Below are 19,754 nucleotides of genomic sequence, written 5' to 3'. Positions count from 1 at the left end.
TATTCCTCAAAAAATTTATTTTTCTGGCTCAATTAAACCGTATCCACCTTCATTTCTTCTATAAACTACGTTTGTATCCATAGTTTGAGAATTAATAAAAACATAAAAATTATGACCCAATAGTTCCATATCTATTATAGCCTCTTCTGGTGTAATTGGCTTTAAAGGAAACCTTTTTGTTTTAACTATTTTATTTTCATGCACTACTTCTTCACCTTTTTGTACTAAGAAGTTTTCATTCATCAAATTCCTGTGCCTTTGCACAAGCTTTTCCTTATACTTAGAAATTTGTCTTTCCAGTTTATCATAAACCAAATCTATTGCTGTCCTTAAATCTTCCGATCTCTCTTGAGCCCTAATTGTTGAACCAGCCGCAAAAATTGTAACTTCCGCCGAAAAAATTTGCTTATTTTTTTTAGCGCTTGTTTTAGAAAGAACAACCTGGACTTCAATTATTTTTTTGAAAAATTTTTCTAATTTTGATATCTTGTTTGTAGTATAATTCTTAAGATCTTCTGATAAATTTACACCCTTATCTTTTACGACTATTTGCATATTTATCCTCCTATAAACTTAATTTTAATAATATTTAGTACTTATAAAGCTTTTTATAATTGTTTTTATGTTTTATACAGAATATTAAATTAAGAAAACAAAAGCCCCTCCCCGGGGCTTTTGAAAAGTTTAACTATTAAAAAATTATTATTTTAAGGACAATAATATCTTATTTATGATACCTTGGTAACGTTAGATGCCTGTGGTCCTTTTGGACCATCTACAATTTCAAACTGAACAGCTTGACCTTGCTCTAAGGTTCTGAACCCTTTGCCCTGGATTGCACTATAATGGACAAAGACATCGCCGCTCCCGTCATCCTTTGAAATAAATCCATAACCCTTTTCATTGTTAAACCACTTTACTTTTCCTAAAAACATGATAAATAACCTCCTAAAACCCTTTCAAAAGTTTAATTTTTTTTCTATTCTCTTCTACCTAACTCTTCTTCTCTTTAGATCAAGAAACCTAGAGCAAAGTTCACCTCCCTTTAAGAACCCACCCAATAGTAAATTGCAGGCAAGCCCTTGGTGCCGAGACAGGGACTTGAACCCTGACGAACGAAGCGTTCACTAGCCCCTCAAACTAGCGCGTCTGCCATTCCGCCACCTCGGCACTTTTTATTAGTATAAATATAAAATCTTATAAAGTCAACTATTTAATGTGATTTTTTTAACGGACAGTGATATTGTCCTTTAAGAAGGCAGCAACTTTGTCACTATAAACTGACACCCATAAACTTTAAAGAGAGTACTATTTAATGTTAAGAAAATTGCTATTTCACTTATAATATTTAACATTAACAAAAAATACCTAGATCATTTATTTAAAAATAAAAATGGCGGAGGGGGTGGGATTCGAACCCACGGCCCCAATAAAGGGGACACCGATTTTCAAGACCGGCTCCTTAAACCGCTCGGACACCCCTCCAGTTTAGAATATTGTATCATACTTTTTAGAAAGAAGGTGATAACTTAATGAAAGAAAATTTTTATGAGAATTTACTAAGTAAATTAGAAGACTATTTTGGAAAAATAGAAAGAAAAGACGAAGATTTTTTTCATGAGCTGATTAAAGCAATACTTTCCCAGAATACTACAGATACAAATTCCATACAAGCCTACAAAAACCTAATAAAAGTCATAAATAATGAATTGCAAAATCTTTCAAAGGTTGAATTTTATGACAAAATTAAGAATTCTATAAAGATAGCTGGTTTAAACAATCAAAAGACGAAAACCTTATATTTATTGAGTAAAAAATTCCTACTTAGCAAAAATTATTTAGATATTGAAAATAATTTTAGAAAAAAGGAAGTTTCTGAAATTATAGAAGTTTTTCTTGACATTGACGGAATAGGCTTAAAGACCGTTTCCTGCGCAATATTGTTTGGTTTACACAAATGCGCCTTTCCTGTTGATACGCATATCTTAAGAATTATCCAGAAGATTAAAAATAAAAGGATTTCCAAAAAGGATATACAAATTGAAGTAGAAAGATCTGTTCAGAATTGGAAAAAATTAAAAGCCCTGCACCTATATTTAATCGAATTAGGAAGAAATATTTGCAGGGCTAAAAAACAAAGTTGTCAAATATGTCCTATAAAAGAACTTTGCGAAGATTATCATTTAAAATAACCTTCATTCTGCTAATTGGCTCAATTGGCTCAGGCTCTATCCCTTTAAGTAGTGCAAGATAATAACTCGCAAAATCAGTAGAATATATGAGATCAAGTCCTGCCAAAACGTGATTTTTTCCAGAACCAAATATTTCTAAAACTTCTACCCCTTCAGAATTTAAAAAGGTTTTAACAGTACTTATAATATTAGAAACCAGAATAGATTCAGATTGAGGAATTCTGAATATTAAAACGATATACTCTTCTTTATTGTTAACCAGTGAGATTGGAACAATTTGATTATGTGAAGCTTCTGGTAGATAAGAATAATAAGATAGCTGTTTTGCATTCTCCTCTAGTTGAGATTTAAACCTATAGGCTATATTTTTACTAATCGATTCCACTCCCCAAATTATAATATTCTTTTTAGAATAAAGCTTATACGCAATCCTTTTTGAAATATTATCCTCAAAATCAACTTCAGGCAAAAAATTATTTTTACTATTCGATAACTCGATTATGTCATTCCAGAAATCACCTTCATTATATTCAGTCCATTTCTTGGAAAGGGCTAATTTAAATAAAATTGAGAGAGTAAAAGGCATAGCAGCTCTTGGAGCTCTATCTTTAGGTACTGAAATATGTTGCCAGTTCAAATCCTTACACAGATCAACAATCTTGCCACCAGATGAAACCCCAATTCCCTTAAATCCATCTTTTGCAATTAATTCAATACTTTTTAACGTTTCAACAGTATTTCCGGAGTAACTAAAAGCCATAACAAAGCTCTTCGATGGATCTGGTAAAATCTCATGTCCACTTAAAGCAGAAAAAAAGTAAGCTTTTTTATTAGTGTTCATAATCTCAGTAAAGATTTTTGGAGAAATTGCGGATCCACCAATTCCCAAAAAAATCAAGTTCTCTATTTCAGGTAAATCTATTTTGCCATCTTTATAAAAGGTTAAATCTTTATAAAAATCTTTCATATGATATGCAATGTTAGAAACGTATTTGTCCATTACACTCTTATCCATAATTCTTTCCCTCCTGAAAATAAACTCATTTACACCACATTGCATTGCACCCCTAATTCTTTATCTAATTCCTGTAGACGTTTTATCCTCTCTTCTGTAGCAGGATGGTCAGAAAAAATTTCATAAGCTTTGCCAAAGCTATTTTTTTCCAAAGTTTTCAACCTTTCCATAAAGGTAATCATCGCACAGGGGTTATACCCAGCCCTATACGCATAAATCGCCCCATAATGATCTGCCTCATACTCCTCTTCGCGACTATATCCTAGCATCACTAAGTTTTCTGTCAGCCTTGCTATATATTTAGTTAAAGAAGAACTTCTCGCAAAAAAAATTTGCAACAATAAATCCGCATAAAATTCTTTTTCAATATTTTTAACAACATGTCTTCTACAAACGTGGCCAATTTCGTGACCTAATACACATGCAAGCTCATCATCTGATTTAACAAAGTTTAACAATCCCTTATATACATAAATAAATCCACCCGGAAAAGAAACAGCGTTTACTTGGTTTATATTAACAATTTTAAAACTATATGGCAAATCCTTTCTATCGCAAACAGCTACAAGTCGTGAACCTATTTCAGATACCTTTTGATTCCAATATTGATCGTTGTACAATCCATATTTCTTTTCAAAACTTTTAGAAGCGTCCCTCCCAATTTTTATTTCTTCCTGTGTGGAAATCAAAGAAGCATTTGCTTCCTCAGGAAAAACCAGAGAAGAAGCTATGCCAAAAAAAATAATTAAGAAACTACGCCTTTTCATTGTCCTTTTTATTGCGCCATTGATCTATAGAAATTTCTTCCTTTAAACCATCTTCATACATCACAACAAACGAATCTTTTAGATATCTATTTTCAATAACTCTTCCAATACCTCTTGAAGTCTTAATTAAATCATCTATGTTCGGAAAACGAGATTTGCAAGAAGCATAAAAGGGATATTCATATGCCATACAACATAAGAGTCTTCCACATACGCCAGATATTTTAGTAGGGTTTAATTGAAGCCCTTGATCCTTAACCATTTTCACTGAAATGGTATCAATCTCATCCAAAAAAGTAGTACAACAAACCTCTCTGCCACAACTTCCGATAGCTCCAAGTAGCTTTACTGCATCTCTAGAACCAACCTGAAATAGTTCAACCCTTGTTTTTTTTACCCTTTTTGTAATTTCTTTAATTAATTCTCTAAAATCAATTCTTCCATCTGCAGTAAAGTAAATCGTAACCTTAGAACCGTCAGTATTATATGCAGCCTTAAGAAATTTCATTTCTAGTTTTAGTTCTCTCGCAAGCTCCTTTGAAAGAGAAAGAATCTCTTTGGCTTTTTCTTCTCTTTCTTGTATTCCGCTAATATCTTCCTTGCTAGCTAATTTTATAATCCTTTTAACTTTCTCAATATTTTCAAAAGCTCCTTCAACAATGGAGTCGACAATTCCCATCTCAATTCCAAAATTTCCTTCAACTACAACACAATCACCCTTTGAAAATATTTCTTCTGACGAAAAATAACCAAATCTCCTTAATGGTAATACCTTAACATAATAATAGTTCATTCAAATCTCCTTCGAATCCAACAAAAAATTAGTGATCAAAAATATCGATGAAGGACTAACTCTGTTCAAATAAAATTCATTTGCTATTTTTATTCTATTTAAAATACTTAGATATTTGTCAAAATCTATTTCTCTTTTTTTAAATAAGTTAAGTAACTGTGATTTAAAAAAGAATATAGAAAGATAAGGCTCTACATCTTTATAAATATTATCAAACAGATAGCTTTGATTACCAAATTTTTCTGATTTAATAAAGCCTTTCATTAATTTAACTTTTTCTTTTATGTCTTTTAACGTTGCTTCATCTTTATCAGAAAGTAATCCAGGACATCCATAAACTAAATTCGCAAATTCTTCGTCATTTTCAAGGTTTTTATCCAAACTTACAAGTAATTCTGCACTTTCTTCATCAGAAAACAAAGGTGCATAGATCTCAATACATCGAGACCGTAAAGTGGATATGATTTGAAAATCAGACAAAAAAATAAAATAAGTATTCTCGGGCGGCTCTTCTACTATTTTTAAAAAAAAATCTGGTACTTCAACAATATCTCTCATTCTTTGAGGATCGTTTCCAAATTCTACATAAACTGTAATAATTTCATTATTAATTCGCTTCTGCCACAATACATCGTTCAATATTTCTCTTAAAAATTCCCTATCAGACAATAATTCATTTCCAACCTGCTTGCCAAAAACAAATGAAAAAAAGTTTGGTTTGTTCTCGTATAATGAATCAAATTTATAACCATAAATCTTCTCTAAAAGCCTAAGCACTATTTGTTTTTTAAAACAACCCTTTGGGCCCCATACTACAAATGACTTTAGCTCTAATTCTTTAACTTTGTCGAAAAGTCTATCTAATTGTTCTAATCTTTTTTCAAACATCTTCTTTCAGTCTTTCTCTCTAAAACCTTTTTTAGAATAATTTCATGAAGTTTTTCCTTACTCAATTTTGGATGCAAAATACAAAACCTATCAGGTTCCATAGAAGCAAGCATAAGATATCCTATCCTTACCCTGTTATGAAAATCTACACTTTCAGTTTCCATTCTATCTTTACTATCCAGAACCCTCTCCTTTGCTTCAAAGAAAGAGAAGTCAAAGAGAAATGTGACATCAGGCTTTAACCCTTTTGTCGCATATTTATCAAGATTTTCCAAAAATGATAAATTAACGTTTCTTCCATAACCTTGATATGCAAAGGTAGAGTCGGAAAACCTATCGCAAATAATAATTTTGTCTTCCTTTAGCGCTGGAATAATGCACTCATTTACCAGCTGAGCCCTACAAGCAGCAAATAATAAAACCTCTGTTTCAACAGAAATATTTTTGCCATATAGCAAAATATCCCTAAAATTCTCTCCCACTTTTGTAACACCTGGATCCTTAAAATATGCTACTTCTTCTCCCAAGGATAGCAGTTTTTCATAGAGCAATCTTGACTGTGTAGTTTTACCACACTTTTCAATTCCTTCAAAAGTAATAAATAAACCCTTTTTATTATTTTGCAAAGATCTTCACTCTTCTCCTGGGTTCTTCATCCAGACTTTCTGAAAAAAGATTGTATTTTTCTACCAGTTGATGTTGAAGTCTTCTGAAATAAGCATTTCTGGGACTTAATTCGACTGAAACTTTATCTCTTAAAACTTTTTTAATAGCTTCTTCCGCTTCCCTTAAAGCTTCAAATTTTTCAAAATCCATATCTTCAAAACTAACTGGTTTAAGCTGTACAATCTCCGACAAAACCTTTCTCGCTTGTGTTATGGTATTGCTCCTCATAACGTATACAGGAAGATTTTTTCCTTCAACTTCATCAAAGAATTTACCTCTTGACTTCAAAAAACCTTTTAAGGTTATAACAACATCAGCAACGTTTAAATCCTTTACTATATTTGTTGAAACTCTTAACTCCTTTGATACTCTTTCTAAAATATCTTTACTAACCCCAAATGAAAATATATTCAAAAATTCTTTACAAACGTTTACCTCAGAACTCTTTCTTGCTTCAAAATTATTATTATAATAAGAATTTTTGTTTTCAAATCTATCCTCTTTTAACTCCATACGGTGTTCTTCAACTATTATTTCCCCATTGCTAGATTTTGAACGTACTTCTGGTGTTATTTGTTCACCCTTTAATAGCTGATCTACAACTTTATCCACGTTTTTGTGGATCACCATCTTTTCCCTATCTATAAGTTCTATAACTACATTAAAAGTTGGTTGGGTTTTCCTTTCTTGTATTGTCTTTTGTGTTCTTCTTCTCTTAGCTTCTTCATCTGATAAAGTTACTACTTGAACCCCTCCTACAAGGTCACTTAAAGTTGGATTCATAATTAGATTTACCAAACTGTTGCCATGAGCAGTTGCAATAAGTTGAACTCCTCTTTCCGCTATAGTTCTTGCCGCCTGAGCTTCTAATTCTGTGCCTATTTCATCTACTATAATGACTTGTGGCATGTGATTTTCCACAGCTTCAATCATAACAGCATGCTGTTTCTCAGGGGTTGGTACCTGCATTCTTCTTGATTTTCCTATTGCAGGATGAGGTATATCTCCGTCTCCACCTATTTCGTTAGAGGTATCTATTACAATTACCCTTCTTTTCATATCTACAGACAAAACCCTGGCAATTTCTCTCAATTTTGTAGTTTTACCAATACCAGGTGGACCCATCAAAAGTATATTTTCTTTGCTTTCTACTATATCCTTTATTATATCTATAGTACCAAAAACAGCCCTACCTACTCTGAGCGTTAGACCGACAATCTCTCCAGATCTGTTTCTAATACACGAAATTCTGTGCAATGTTCTTTCTATACCTGCCCTATTATCCCCTGAAAAAACGCCAACTTTATTTACCACGTTTTGCAAATCTTCTCTTGTTACCTGTTTAGTAGTTATTTCAAATGCATCTTCTGAAAATCTTACTTCAGGATACCTACCTAGATCCAGGACAATTTCTACAATATCGTTTAGATTCTTGAGCTCTAATATTGGATACTTAAAATCATCTGGTAAGATGTCAATAAGACATCTTAAATCGTCAATAGTTTCATCAAATCCCAAATAAATTCACCTTCCATAATTAATTTGGTTTTAAATGGGGAAAAAATATAACATCCCTTATCGAAGGAGAATCGGTCAAGAGCATAACTATTCTATCAATCCCCAAACCCAGACCGCCTGCAGGTGGCATGCCATGCTCAAGTGCAAAAATAAAATCATCATCCATACTTTGAGCTTCTTCATCCCCAATTTCTTTCAATCTTGCCTGTTCTAAAAACATATTTTTTTGATAAATCGGATCGTTTAATTCGCTATGAGCATTTCCTATTTCCCTGCCAGCTACAATCAGCTCAAATCTGTGAGCCTTTTCTGGGTTCAATGGATCTTTTTTTGCCAGTGGAGAAACTTCTGCCGGATAACCAATTACAAAGGTAGGTTCTTCAATTTTCTTCTCTACAAGATGTTCAAATATTTCAAGTTTTAATTTTCCAAGCCCCCATTCCTTGCTAAATTGGCATCCTAAATCCTTTACAAAGGATTGCAAAAAAGCTTTATCTTTTAGCTGATCCTCAGTTAATCCAACATATTCTTTGATTGATTCGTCAAAATCAAGTCTTCTCAAAGGGGGCTTAAAACTGTAAGTTTTCCCCTGATAAACAATATCTGTAGTACCCAAAATGTTTTGACAAAGATAAGATAAAAGCTCCTCTGCAAGGGACATCATATCCTTCAAATCAGAATAAGCCTGATAGGCTTCTAACATTGTAAACTCTGGATTGTGCTTAACAGAAACTCCTTCGTTTCTGAAAGATCTATTTATTTCAAAAATTTTATGAAAATTACCAATCAAGAGTCTTTTCAAGTATAATTCTGGAGCAATTCTCAAAAACAAATTTTTCTCTAAAACGTTATGATAAGTTACAAAAGGTTTTGCAGATGCGCCTCCCGGTATTATGTGTAGCATTGGAGTTTCAACTTCCAGAAAACCTCTCTCTTCAAAAAACTTTCTAATATAACTTATTATCTTACTTCTTTTTACAAAAACATCTCTTGTTTTTGGGTTAGATATGAGATCCAAATACCTGAATCTATATCTTAACTCAACGTTTTTTAAGCCATGCCATTTTTCTGGCAAAGTCCTTAAGGACTTCGACAATATTTTCAACTTTTTAACTAAAACAGTAATTTCACCTGTTTTAGTTCTAAAAAGATTACCGGAAACCTGAACAAAATCTCCTATATCAATATAATTTTTAAAAAGATCATACTGATCACCTAAAACATCCTTTTTTAATTGTATTTGGATTTTCCCACTAAAATCTATTATATCAGCAAAACTCATCTTCCCGTGAAGCCTTTTAGAAAAGAGTCGTCCAACTACTATTACTTCTTCTGTTTTAGATAACTTATTTTCTTCAAATCTATTCTTTATATTTGAAATATAGTCAACAAAATTAGACTCAACTGGATATGGGTCAATTTTCATATCCCTTAGTGCATTTATTTTTGCAAGTCTTTGCCTATAGCATTCGTCTTCTAAGTCGTTGCCAATTAAAAAAGATTCTTCATCATGCCCTTTCAATGCTTACCACCTTTAATTTTATTGTTTGACCACCTGGAGTGTGAACAGTGACTTCATCTCCTACCTGTTTCCCAAATAAAGCTTTTCCTACTGGAGATTGAAAGGATATCTTTCCATTTACAGGATCTGCTTCAATAGGTTCTAAAATAGTATATTCCTTTATAATTTTTTTGTTAAGATCCTTTACTATGACTTTACAACCTATGCCAACTCTTGATATTTCTATTTTATCTTTATCAATTATTCTTGCATTGGAAAGCTGAGCTTCTAATTCATTAATTCTTGCAAGAACCATAGCTTGTTCGCTCTTTGCCTCTTCATATTCAAGGTTACCAAAATCTTCTGCAAAGTCTTTTGCTTCTTGAATCCTTTCAGATATTTCTTTTAATTTAACATCCCTAAGATATTCGAGTTCGTTTTTTAATCTATCGTAACCTTCTTGAGTCAAATTAATTATTTCTTTCATATGACCCTCCTGTACTAAAATTCCTATGTATTATAGTTACTAGAATGAATATTGTAAACACTAGGGATTTCCTGAAACTTCTATTTTATAATCCAAAGATCTCCAGTTAGATACCATATTAGGACCTGAATCTGATGGTGAATTCAAAATTACTAAAGTAATACTATCCCCTGGCTGCCCTAATTTAAAAGTATAGCTAACAGTGTCATAATATCCAAAACCTATTTTTGTATTTTTATAAATTCCATTGCTAGTATAAAAATATAGATTAGCCGTTGGCACAATTGCGCCCTTCAAAATTACTTTCACGGTACAACTACTAAATGAAGCCAACCTTGAAAAGGTAATAAAAAACCATCTTGATTCTGGGGGACCAAAAAAGTTACCAGGAATTGGAGAATAATATCTTTCTTTTTCACCCTCTGTAAGATAAACAGCTGCCTTATCCGAATCCCAGAATGGATTATCATTGCTCAATACAATAATTGAAACTCTTTGTATTGAGTTTTGCTGGCCTGGAATAAATTCACCAGAAGAAAAGTCCAGGTTAAGACTGCTATTCAAAGGAAGCTTTGCCAGCTGCCAAGGAGAAGGCGTGAATATTAAATCATCAGCAAAAGCACTTGTTGGTATTATTATAAGAAATAAAAACAACAAAATATAGATTTTTCTAAAAAATAATTTATTTAAAATGCACAATTGTAACTCCTGCACCTCCTTCATGAGGATCGGCTAAGTTAAAACTTTTAACTTGTGGATGTTTTTCCAATATTTCATGAATAATTTTTCTTAATATGCCTTCTCCTTTGCCATGTACAATTCTCACATAAGGAATATTGGAAATCAATGATTTATCTATAAATTTTTCAACCTTTTGTATTGCTTCTTCAGCCCTCAAGCCTCTAACACTAATCTCAAAATTAGAACCAACACTCTTCAAGTTATTCAAGACATTAAAAGTATTAATACGTTCTCTTTCAAGCTTTTTATCAGACTCATCCCTCTCAAAAGTTAACAAAGAATTATTAATCCAGATTTTAGATTTTTCTGTTTGTACTAAACTCCTTCTTCCTTGTTTTTTTACTACCCTTCCTGATATATTCATTGTTGATATATTAACATAATCGCCAATATTTATCTCTATATTATCTTTAGGATTCTCTCCCTTTTTTAAAATTTCATCATTAATTAGGCTACTCAATTCTTCCCATTTCTTTAAACTTTCTAGCACTAAATCTTTTTTTGGTTGATTCAAATTTCTTTTCAATTCTTTAGCAACCAAATCTACAGAAGACAAAATTTTATTCAATTGAGATATCTTTTCTTCATACTGCTCTTTCATAGCACTTTCAAGTTGATTAAATTTCTTCTCTAAAAAATTTTTTTCTTTCTCTAAAGATCTTTCTTTATCGTTCAAATCTTCAATTTTTTTGTAATAAAATTCTGTAAGTTCGCTCAACTTTATCATTTCATTATAAACCTGATCGCTAAGAAGATATTTTTTTGCATCAGAAATAATTTCCGAAGGTAAACCCATTTTCTTTGCTACATCTAAAGCATGACTATTGCCTACAGAATTCCACAAAAGTCTATAAGTGGGGAGATTTGAATTCTTATCATACTCCATTGCACCTATGGCTATATGAAAACCTTCAATATTTGTTATTTTTAATTCGGCAATATGAGTAGTTATACAAACAAATGCGCCCTTTTTTAAAAGATATTTAATAATTGACTTTGCCAGAGCATAACCCTCTTTAGGATCTGTGTCACTACCAAGTTCGTCCATTAAAATTATCGAATCTGTTAGGTCATTCTCTAAAAAATGTTTTAATCTGTTTATATGATAGGTGAAGGAACTAAAACCCAAACTTAAATCCTGGATATCACATAAATCTGAATATAACCCCTTAAAAGGACCAATTTTTGCACTACTTGCGTGTACAAAAAGTCCACTTAGAGCTAAAAACACGTTCAAACCAAGGTTCTTTAAAGCAACAGATTTGCCTCCTCCATTTGCTCCAGTTAATATAAAACCTCTTAAATTTTCGTTTAGAAAAAAATCCTGACCCACTGGGTTACTTAGGAGAGGATGTTTTGTATTTTTAAAATCAATTACCATTTCATCAACAAACTCTGGCTTTACACAATTATTTTCTTTAGCATATTTTCCTAAAGAGAAAAAAAAGTCTACAGTTTCGTAAAAATTAATACATTCCTGAATTAATACTCTATATTCAGAAAAATTTTTATCAAGACTTATTAGTATTGACTTTAATTCGTTTATTTCTTCTTCCTTTTTCAATCTAATCTTACTAACTATCTGTGCACAAATATACGGCTCAACATATGCTGTAAGTCCTGAAGCTGAAGTATCCCTAATTGTTCCCGGAATCTTATCCAAGTATTCAATTTTTACAGGTAGTAAATAAAAACCATTTCTTTCTAAAACAATACTTTCTTGGAAATACTTTTTGTTTTCACCTCTAACATAGTCATTAAGTAAACCATTAAGTTCCTTTTCAAGTTTTTTTATGCTTTTTCTTATTTCGCCTAATTTTTCACTTGCACTATCCTTTATATTACCTTCATCATCAAAAATATTTACAAGAAGATTAAAAAATTTTTGTGGAAAATTTAGCTTTAACGAACAATCATAAAAAAAATTAGAAGTAAGTTCTGTTTTCAAAAAAAATTCTCTAATTGAACTAACTGCTCTTAAAAAGAGTAACAGTCCAAAATAGTTTTTAAAGGAAAAAGGAAGGTGATTTTTATAATTAATAAGTGAATCAATCGCAATGTCCTGTAGCCTTTCTCTAGGATCAGAGTATTTCCAAATAACATTAATTGCATCATCTATGCATTTTTGCCTTGTTTTTAGTTCAAAAAATTCTAGAGGTTTAATATTTAAAATACTTTCTATAACAAAAGGCAAAAGTGCTTTTTTGCAAATGTTTTTTAGAACATCTTTATAATCTAAATCTTCAGCATCAAATTTAAATGACATAAAATATATTATAATTTAATTTGCTTAAACAAAGTAAAAAAGTTGTAAAATTAAAAATTTGTAATAAAACTAAAAAATTGTAATAAAATATTTATATCAAGTAATTTTTTAGGAGGCATGAACTTGGATAAATTTAATGTAATCGTTATCGGAGCTGGGCCAGCAGGACTCAAAACTGCAATGAGACTAAAAAGGCTAGATTTTAACCAGAGGATTTTAGTAATTGATAAGGGAACTTATCCTTCATTTGCTGCCTGCGGAATGCCGTTTTATTTGGAAGGATTAGTTAAAGACTTTAATGACCTACAAAAGACATCATTTGGATCTTTAAGAGATAAAAATTATTTCAAGAATTATGCTAACATAGATTTACTGCTAAATTACTTAGTTACCGAAATTGATCCAAAATCAAAAACTGTTCTCGCTTTAAATAATGCTAGTAATGAAAAATTTAAATTTCAATACAATAAACTTGTAATATCCACCGGTTCACAAGCCATTGTACCTCCTATAGAAGGACTTTCAATTGAAGATAAAAACCTATTTACACTTAAGTCTCCATCAGATGTCATAAAAATTAAGTCATATTTAGAAGAGAATGAAGTTAATAGCGTTTGTATTTTGGGCTCTGGCTTAATTGGATGTGAAGTTGCCTCATCACTTTTCAATTCAAACATAGATGTTTCACTCTTTGAAATCTTTGATTGGCCACTTGCTACACTTATAGACAAAGAAATAGGATTATATTTAAAAAAACAAATGTTCAATAGTGGAATAGAAATATATACAGGTGAAAAAATAGTAAAATTTGTCTCAGAAAATAAAAAAACAATTAAAGCCATTTCTGAAAAAAGAGAAGTGAATGCAGATATGTTTCTCATTTGCTCGGGAGTAAGACCAAACACAGAAATAGCAAAAAAAGCTGGACTAGAAATCTCAGCAAGAGGCTCAATAGTTACAAATGAGTTTTTACAAACCTCAAATCCAGATATTTATGCAGTTGGTGACTGTATAGAAATAAAAAATTTATTAACAAACAAAACCTTTTACGCACCAATGGCAACTTATGCTAATAGACTGGGAAGACTTGTTGCAAATAACATTATAAAAAACAACTCTCAAGCCTTTGATGGGGCGATTGGTACTGCAATTGTTAAAATATTAGACTTCAATATTGCTAGAACCGGCTTGAGCGAAAAAGAGGCAAAGGATTTGAATATTAATTTTGAAACAGTTTATTATTCCGGCTTCGATAAACCACATTATATGACTGAAAGTAATAAAATAAATATCAAACTAATTTTTGATAAAAATACTGACAATTTAATCGGAGCTCAATGTATTGGTAAAAAAGCCAGTGTAGATAAAACAATTGATGTTGCTGCGACAATCATTCAAAATAAAATTCCTCATAATAAAGTTTTAAACTTAGATTTATCCTATTCGCCTCCATTTTCAAATTCTGTAGACATTCTGGTCCAAGGCTTTCAAATATATGAAAACAAAAAGAACAATATGTATAAAGGAATTTCGTTCGAAGAAGTAAAAGAAATGTTTGAAAAAGATAATAATATGGAAAACGTAGTATTATTAGATGTAAGGTCAGAAGATGAATTTAAAAGGGTTCCTTCACCATTTAAGAACGCCATTAATATACCTATTGATTATTTATATAATTCTGATTTAGAATATATCAAAAATAAAAAAATTATTATATTCTGTGGAACAGGTTCAAGATCATACCAGGCATCAGTAATGCTGAAAAATAAAGGATTTAAAGAAATCTATAACCTGGAAGCAGGCGTTAGCGGTTTTTACTAAAACAAAGAGGTGAACGAATTTGACAAATGAATTCGGTAAATTTTTAAAGGAAGCAAGAATTCAAAAAGGCATTAATCAGAGAAGGCTTGCTTTGTTATCAGGGATAGATCCTGGTTATGTAAACAAGCTTGAATCAGGAAAAATGCCTCCTCCATCTCCAAAAGTTTTGAAAAATATAGCATCAGTTCTTGGAATAGACGAATTAGACTTATATTTAAGAGCAGGCTATATCACAGATGATTTAACAAAAAAGTTTTCCGAAGAGCCCGAATTTAGCATGATGTTCTACGCTTTAAAGGTTCTATCAAAAGAAGAGCAAAAAAGTATCTTGGATTTTGTAAAATTCAAACTCGAAAATTGGGAAAAAGCAGACAAATCAAAAAATTGATTTTTTCAAAATTATGTTTTATAATTTAGATGTTTTTTGAATATTGTAAATATAAACAAAAGAGGGGGAGACAAAATAACTTCTTTAAAAGAATTAATAGAAAAAAATAATTTGCTTAATAAAATTCATTTCCTGTTAGACAACAATGCTTATGAGAATGTTTTTTTAGTTGGAGGAGCAGTTAGAGATTTATTAATTGGCAAGGAAATAAACGATTACGATTTCCTCGTTTCTGAGGGATCTGTATCAGACATAGCCAAATTACTAGTTAATAATTTAGGAGGAAAGTTTTTCTTTCTTAAGGGTGCTAACTATTCCTCAAAAACAATACGTATAATAAAAGAAGGTCTGCAGATAGATATATCAGAACCAAAGGGTAGCAATCTACAAGAAGATTTATTAGAAAGAGATTTTACAATAAACTCAATGGCTATAAGAATGAGCGATGGAGCTCTTTTCGACTCTGCCGAAGGAATTAGAGACTTAATTAACAAAAGAATTAGATTAACTAGCGACCTTGCTTTTATCAAAGACCCTGTAAGGCTTATTAGAGCTTATAGATTTGTTGCTGAAATGAACTTCCAATTAGATGAAAGAACAAGCATTTTGATTATGGAACAAGCTCCTTTAATATCTCAAGTTCCCTCAGAAAGGGTTCGAGATGAAATTTTCAAAATTTTAGCACTAAAAAATTCTGCTGACGTTCTTTATAATCTTTGGAAGGCGGGAATATTGAAAATAATATTTCCAGAGTTGACACTACTTGAAAAAGTAAGTGCAGAACCTCAAAGATTTCATCATTTAAATGGTCTTGAACATTCTTTTGAAGCACTTAGATGCCTAGAGAGAATTTTGCTCTTCAAATCTCCTATCTGGCAAGATATATTAGAAAAACTTACTTATTACCTAAATCACATAATAGGTGGTGGCAGAAAAAATATACAATTATTAAAACTAGCCACTCTCTTACACGACGTTGGAAAACCGATAACTATGAAACTAGATTCCAACAAAACAAGCTTTCTTAATCATGATCAGGAAGGCTCTATAATAGTTGAAAAAATTGCTAGAAGAATGAGACTGTCAAAGTCAGAGATAAAAGAACTAAAACATTTAGTTAAGAATCATATGCAACCAATATTTATACCATCAGAAAATCCTGAAGCTCACATATTAAAATTTTTAAGCAAAACATATCCTTATACCGTTAATATTACTCTTCTTAGCCTGGCAGACAGGCTATCTAGCAGGGGGCAGAAGATTACTCTTTCCTATATATTAGAAAGATATAAGTTATACAAAAAAATAATTAAAACTTCTCTTTACTACGAACCCCCCAAGAAGTTGCCATTAAATGGAAAAGAGATAATGAAACTATTAAATTTAGAACCAGGACCTACAGTTGGCATAGCATTAAAAATGCTAAAAGGTGCTATGATCAGAGGGGAAGTTAAAGATGAAGAAGATGCAAAAGCATTTCTTTTAGAAAAATTCAACAATTTGAAAATTAAAAAGTAATTTTTATTTTACAACTCTTTTAATTTATCATAGAAATCTGGGAAAGAAATCGAGCAACATGAGGGATTATCTATTTGACTTTCTCCATCCGCCAAAAGTGCTGCAATGGTAAAAGCCATTGCTATTCTGTGATCGTCAAAAGTTTTGATATTTGAAGACCTAATTTCATTTGGGCCTTCTACAATGAAACCATCTTCTTTTTCTGTAACCTTAATCCCCATATTTTTCAAGTTAAAACATATTGCATTTATTCTATCGCTTTCTTTCTTTCTCAAGTCAAATGCACCTGAAATTTCACTCTTACCTTCAGCTAACGCCATAGCAATTGAAATGATGGGTATTTCATCAATAATTTTAGGCACCTCTTCTGGAAAGATATTCGTAGCAGTTAACTTTTCCGTTCCTTCCACAAAAATGTTTCCAATTGGTTCAGGGCTAAAAGAACTATATTCAAGAGTTATTTTTGCTCCCATTCTTTTAAGTACCTCAATATAACCTATCCTTAAGGGATTAAGACAAACTTCTCTTACTAGTAATTTAGATCCGGGTATTAATATTGCAAGAACCACAAAAAATGCTGCAGATGAAGGATCTCCCGGAACAGTCAGATCAAAAGGGTTGAGATCTTCCGAGGGATAAACGTATATTGAATTATTTATTTTTTTTATATTAATACCCAAATAAGACAAAATAAGCTCGGTATGATCTCTAGAAGGAAATGGCTCAACAATAATACTATCAGAATTGGCTTTTAGTCCAGCTAAGATCAGACACGACTTTAACTGTGCGCTTGAAATAGGCATTTCATAATTAATTCCATTAAGGCCACTTTTATTTCCAACAATTGCTAAAGGTGCCAAAAAGTTTTTTCTTGAGAATATATTGGCCCCCATAATAGATAATGGCCTTATTATTCTGCCCATTGGTCTGTTTCTTAAAGAATTATCCCCAGTTAAAATAAATAAACCTTTTCTTTCTGAAGCCAATAAGCCCGAAAAAAGCCTTATTGTAGTTCCAGAGTTTCCACAGTTTAAAATATCTGTTGGTTCATCAAAATCTCTTAAACCCTTCCCCTTAATAATAATTATTTTTTCTTGTCTTTCAACCTTTCCTCCAAGTTGTTCAACAATTGTTAATGTTGACAAAGTATCAGCACCAAGTAATGGATTTCTAATAACGGATTCTTTTTTGCTTGATAGAGCAAAGATAAAAAGTCTATGAGTAATAGATTTATCAGAAGGAACTGAAATTTCTGAAGAAAATTTTTTTAATTTCCCTGAAATTTTCAACTCTAAAACCTCCCTCTAAATTCTTTAGCTGCCACAATTTCTGATCTAAATCTTTCTATATCTTTCTCAAATGATTCTTTAAGAGAGGATAAGGTATCAATATATGAATTAATAGCTCTCAAAACCTCTTTCCTGTTGAATTTAAATATTGAATAAGTAAAATTTGGATCCTGAAGCGCTAATCTAGAAGTATCCTTAAAACCAGGACCAGCAACCAAATTTAAATATGGGAAAACTTCATTATATTTCCTTAGGGTGCTCGATAAAGATAGGGCTACAAACATAGGTAAATGACTAATTAAAGAAACAAGACTATCATGCTCATCAATACTAATTAATTGAATATTAACTCTTAGATTAATTTTCAAAAAATTACCAAGCTCATCAACCAAATGTTTAGCATTCTCGTTTCTTATTATTAAAAATGGTCTATCAAAAAAAATTTCTTTAAACGAATTCTTATATCCACTATATTGTGTGCCAGCCATTGGATGAGTACTTATAAAGTTAATTTCTTTAGGAATAATTTTAACAACTTCATTAAAAAAATGAGATTTTACGCTAGCTACGTCGCACACAATACAATTGTTTTTAAGATATGGCATAAGAGTCTTAAATGCATTTAGAGTTTCTTCAATATTTACACATACAAAAACAAGATCACAATTAGAAATATTAGAGTCCAATTTATCGTTCAAATGGCTAAAAAATCTATCAGATTTAGCAAGATTTATAGTATCTATATTTGAATCGTAGCCATAAACTTTATACCCATTGGAAGCAAAAGCCTTAGCTAGAGAACCCCCAATAAGACCAAGCCCTATGATACAAATATTTTTAAAATCCATTATACTTTACAACGTTCTATTCAATACTTTTGCTATTGGTCGAATTTCATTCATAAGCGTTTCAAACTCACTCAAATTGAGAGATTGAGGACCATCTGACAGGGCTTCTTCTGGCCTTGGATGAACCTCTATCATTAACCCATCTGCTCCAGAAGCAATTGCAGCTCTAGCCATCGGAGCTACAAGAGATCTCTTTCCTGTAGCATGGCTTGGATCGACAATTATTGGGAGATGACTAAGCTGTTTTATCAGAGGAACAGCGCTTAAGTCAAGAGTATTCCTTGTATATTTCTCAAAAGTTCTAATACCTCTTTCACACATAATTACGTCCTGGTTTCCTTCAGCTAAAATGTATTCCGCAGCTAATAACCATTCTTCAATTGATGAGGATAGCCCTCTTTTTAATAAAACAGGTTTTGAACACCCACCTATTTCTCTTAACAATGGAAAATTTTGCATATTCCTTGTCCCTACTTGAAGTATGTCAGCATAAGAAGCAACCAACTCGACATCTCTGGTGTCCATTACCTCTGTAACGACCTTTAAGCCATACTCATCAGCAGCTTCTCTAAGATATTTCAGTCCTTCTTCTCCCAACCCCTGGAAAGAATATGGGCTAGATCTTGGTTTAAATGCGCCTCCTCTTAAAATATTGGCTCCAAAACTTTTAATCGCTTTTGCCACTTCGAAGGATAGCTCTCTACTTTCAACAGCACACGGGCCAGCCATAATCACTAGCTGTTTTCCACCTATTTTAAAGTCTTTCATATCTATGATAGTATCCAGAGGATGAAATTCTCTACTAGCCCTTTTATACGGCTTCCTCACAGGTATAACCTCAGAAACTCCAGGTAACACTTCAATAGGCTCGACTAGCAACTTTTTGTCTCCAATTGCACCGATTATAGTATGAACCTCTCCCCTCGAAAGATGAACTCCAAAACCTAAACTCTTTAACTTTTCAACTACTCTATTAATCTCTTCTTCACTTGCTGACGGTTTCATTACAATAATCATAAAAATTACCTCCATATAAAACTGATTTAAAAATACTAT

The 19,754-nt window shown here is 31.7% G+C and carries 19 protein-coding genes and 2 tRNA genes; 4 read left to right on the top strand and 17 right to left on the bottom strand.

Going from position 1 to position 19,754, the window contains the following annotated elements:
- Positions 1 to 15 precede the first annotated feature (15 nt).
- The 4 genes from hpf to TDSAC_RS03630 all read right to left on the bottom strand — a co-directional run bounded on the left by hpf (position 16) and on the right by TDSAC_RS03630 (position 1,485).
- Positions 16 to 555 (bottom strand): ribosome hibernation-promoting factor, HPF/YfiA family, encoded by a 540-nt coding sequence (gene hpf / locus TDSAC_RS03645; protein WP_108308928.1) that lies wholly within the window; start codon positions 553 to 555, stop codon positions 16 to 18.
- 173 nt (positions 556 to 728) lie between these two features.
- Complete coding sequence (locus tag TDSAC_RS03640) at positions 729 to 935, bottom strand: cold-shock protein (RefSeq protein WP_013756123.1); 207 nt, start codon at positions 933 to 935, stop codon at positions 729 to 731.
- A gap of 148 nt (positions 936 to 1,083) precedes the next feature.
- A tRNA-Leu gene (locus TDSAC_RS03635) sits at positions 1,084 to 1,170 on the bottom strand.
- A 224-nt stretch (positions 1,171 to 1,394) separates the two neighbouring features.
- Positions 1,395 to 1,485, bottom strand: a tRNA-Ser gene (locus tag TDSAC_RS03630).
- A 47-nt stretch (positions 1,486 to 1,532) separates the two neighbouring features.
- Here TDSAC_RS03630 and TDSAC_RS03625 point away from each other — a divergent pair.
- Positions 1,533 to 2,192, top strand: coding sequence for an endonuclease III domain-containing protein (locus tag TDSAC_RS03625; RefSeq protein ID WP_108308927.1), 660 nt, complete (start codon positions 1,533 to 1,535; stop codon positions 2,190 to 2,192).
- Here TDSAC_RS03625 and TDSAC_RS03620 read toward each other — a convergent pair.
- The 10 genes from TDSAC_RS03620 to TDSAC_RS03575 are packed head-to-tail and all read right to left on the bottom strand — an operon-like array spanning position 2,155 to position 12,834.
- The gene (locus TDSAC_RS03620; protein ID WP_199919899.1) at positions 2,155 to 3,207 is read right to left on the bottom strand and encodes an SIS domain-containing protein; all 1,053 of its coding nucleotides are present in this window, start codon (positions 3,205 to 3,207) and stop codon (positions 2,155 to 2,157) included. The two genes, TDSAC_RS03625 and TDSAC_RS03620, sit on opposite strands and share 38 nt — an antisense overlap.
- Before the next feature lie 29 nt (positions 3,208 to 3,236).
- A complete protein-coding gene (locus TDSAC_RS03615; protein WP_108308925.1) occupies positions 3,237 to 3,974 on the bottom strand; it encodes a M48 family metallopeptidase in 738 nt (245 codons plus the stop codon).
- Positions 3,961 to 4,767, bottom strand: a complete 807-nt coding sequence (locus tag TDSAC_RS03610) for a PSP1 domain-containing protein (protein WP_108308924.1) — start codon at positions 4,765 to 4,767, stop codon at positions 3,961 to 3,963. The genes TDSAC_RS03615 and TDSAC_RS03610 overlap by 14 nt, the downstream gene beginning before the upstream one ends.
- Entirely contained in the window at positions 4,768 to 5,655 is an 888-nt protein-coding gene (locus TDSAC_RS03605; RefSeq protein WP_108308923.1) for a hypothetical protein, read from the bottom strand.
- Positions 5,637 to 6,281, bottom strand: a complete 645-nt coding sequence (tmk, locus tag TDSAC_RS03600) for a dTMP kinase (protein WP_108308922.1) — start codon at positions 6,279 to 6,281, stop codon at positions 5,637 to 5,639. The genes TDSAC_RS03605 and tmk overlap by 19 nt, the downstream gene beginning before the upstream one ends.
- On the bottom strand, positions 6,271 to 7,839 hold the full coding sequence (locus TDSAC_RS03595; protein ID WP_108308921.1) for a R3H domain-containing nucleic acid-binding protein: 1,569 nt from the start codon (positions 7,837 to 7,839) through the stop codon (positions 6,271 to 6,273). The genes tmk and TDSAC_RS03595 overlap by 11 nt, the downstream gene beginning before the upstream one ends.
- Before the next feature lie 19 nt (positions 7,840 to 7,858).
- Positions 7,859 to 9,361, bottom strand: coding sequence for a lysine--tRNA ligase (gene lysS / locus TDSAC_RS03590; protein WP_108308920.1), 1,503 nt, complete (start codon positions 9,359 to 9,361; stop codon positions 7,859 to 7,861).
- Entirely contained in the window at positions 9,348 to 9,827 is a 480-nt protein-coding gene (gene greA, locus TDSAC_RS03585) for a transcription elongation factor GreA (RefSeq protein WP_108308919.1), read from the bottom strand. Before greA ends, lysS begins: the two co-directional genes overlap by 14 nt.
- Before the next feature lie 60 nt (positions 9,828 to 9,887).
- A complete protein-coding gene (locus tag TDSAC_RS03580; RefSeq protein WP_108308918.1) occupies positions 9,888 to 10,526 on the bottom strand; it encodes a hypothetical protein in 639 nt (212 codons plus the stop codon).
- Complete coding sequence (locus TDSAC_RS03575) at positions 10,510 to 12,834, bottom strand: endonuclease MutS2 (RefSeq protein ID WP_108308917.1); 2,325 nt, start codon at positions 12,832 to 12,834, stop codon at positions 10,510 to 10,512. Before TDSAC_RS03575 ends, TDSAC_RS03580 begins: the two co-directional genes overlap by 17 nt.
- 123 nt (positions 12,835 to 12,957) lie before the next feature.
- Here TDSAC_RS03575 and TDSAC_RS03570 point away from each other — a divergent pair, with 123 nt between their 5' ends.
- Genes TDSAC_RS03570 through TDSAC_RS03560 form a run of 3 tightly spaced genes read left to right on the top strand, consistent with a single transcriptional unit; the run spans position 12,958 to position 16,561 of the window.
- A complete protein-coding gene (locus TDSAC_RS03570) occupies positions 12,958 to 14,655 on the top strand; it encodes an FAD-dependent oxidoreductase (protein ID WP_199919898.1) in 1,698 nt (565 codons plus the stop codon).
- 19 nt (positions 14,656 to 14,674) lie between these two features.
- Positions 14,675 to 15,043, top strand: a complete 369-nt coding sequence (locus tag TDSAC_RS03565; RefSeq protein WP_108308915.1) for a helix-turn-helix domain-containing protein — start codon at positions 14,675 to 14,677, stop codon at positions 15,041 to 15,043.
- 36 nt (positions 15,044 to 15,079) lie between these two features.
- Positions 15,080 to 16,561 (top strand): CCA tRNA nucleotidyltransferase, encoded by a 1,482-nt coding sequence (locus TDSAC_RS03560; protein ID WP_108308914.1) that lies wholly within the window; start codon positions 15,080 to 15,082, stop codon positions 16,559 to 16,561.
- An 8-nt stretch (positions 16,562 to 16,569) separates the two neighbouring features.
- Here the strand turns inward: TDSAC_RS03560 and aroA are convergent, their stop codons facing one another.
- From aroA to aroF, 3 genes are read right to left on the bottom strand one after another with little or no spacing between them, the layout of a single operon-like run.
- A complete protein-coding gene (gene aroA / locus TDSAC_RS03555; protein ID WP_108308913.1) occupies positions 16,570 to 17,850 on the bottom strand; it encodes a 3-phosphoshikimate 1-carboxyvinyltransferase in 1,281 nt (426 codons plus the stop codon).
- Positions 17,851 to 17,852: 2 nt separating this feature from the next.
- The gene (locus tag TDSAC_RS03550; RefSeq protein WP_108308912.1) at positions 17,853 to 18,698 is read right to left on the bottom strand and encodes a prephenate dehydrogenase; all 846 of its coding nucleotides are present in this window, start codon (positions 18,696 to 18,698) and stop codon (positions 17,853 to 17,855) included.
- Positions 18,699 to 18,704: 6 nt separating this feature from the next.
- Entirely contained in the window at positions 18,705 to 19,715 is a 1,011-nt protein-coding gene (aroF, locus tag TDSAC_RS03545) for a 3-deoxy-7-phosphoheptulonate synthase (protein ID WP_108308911.1), read from the bottom strand.
- Positions 19,716 to 19,754: the final 39 nt, after the last annotated feature.

It is taken from the genome of Thermodesulfobium acidiphilum (assembly GCF_003057965.1).
Lineage (GTDB): Bacteria > Thermodesulfobiota > Thermodesulfobiia > Thermodesulfobiales > Thermodesulfobiaceae > Thermodesulfobium > Thermodesulfobium acidiphilum.
This window is presented reverse-complemented; position numbering and strand designations above follow the sequence as displayed.

Coding starts and splice junctions, on each gene's coding strand:
- hpf (WP_108308928.1), bottom strand. CDS start 555: ATGCAAATAGTCGTAAAAGATAAGGGTGTAAATTTATCAGAAGATCTT.
- TDSAC_RS03640 (WP_013756123.1), bottom strand. CDS start 935: ATGTTTTTAGGAAAAGTAAAGTGGTTTAACAATGAAAAGGGTTATGGA.
- TDSAC_RS03625 (WP_108308927.1), top strand. CDS start 1,533: ATGAAAGAAAATTTTTATGAGAATTTACTAAGTAAATTAGAAGACTAT.
- TDSAC_RS03620 (WP_199919899.1), bottom strand. CDS start 3,207: ATGGATAAGAGTGTAATGGACAAATACGTTTCTAACATTGCATATCAT.
- TDSAC_RS03615 (WP_108308925.1), bottom strand. CDS start 3,974: ATGAAAAGGCGTAGTTTCTTAATTATTTTTTTTGGCATAGCTTCTTCT.
- TDSAC_RS03610 (WP_108308924.1), bottom strand. CDS start 4,767: ATGAACTATTATTATGTTAAGGTATTACCATTAAGGAGATTTGGTTAT.
- TDSAC_RS03605 (WP_108308923.1), bottom strand. CDS start 5,655: ATGTTTGAAAAAAGATTAGAACAATTAGATAGACTTTTCGACAAAGTT.
- greA (WP_108308919.1), bottom strand. CDS start 9,827: ATGAAAGAAATAATTAATTTGACTCAAGAAGGTTACGATAGATTAAAA.
- TDSAC_RS03575 (WP_108308917.1), bottom strand. CDS start 12,834: ATGTCATTTAAATTTGATGCTGAAGATTTAGATTATAAAGATGTTCTA.
- TDSAC_RS03550 (WP_108308912.1), bottom strand. CDS start 18,698: ATGGATTTTAAAAATATTTGTATCATAGGGCTTGGTCTTATTGGGGGT.
- aroF (WP_108308911.1), bottom strand. CDS start 19,715: ATGATTATTGTAATGAAACCGTCAGCAAGTGAAGAAGAGATTAATAGA.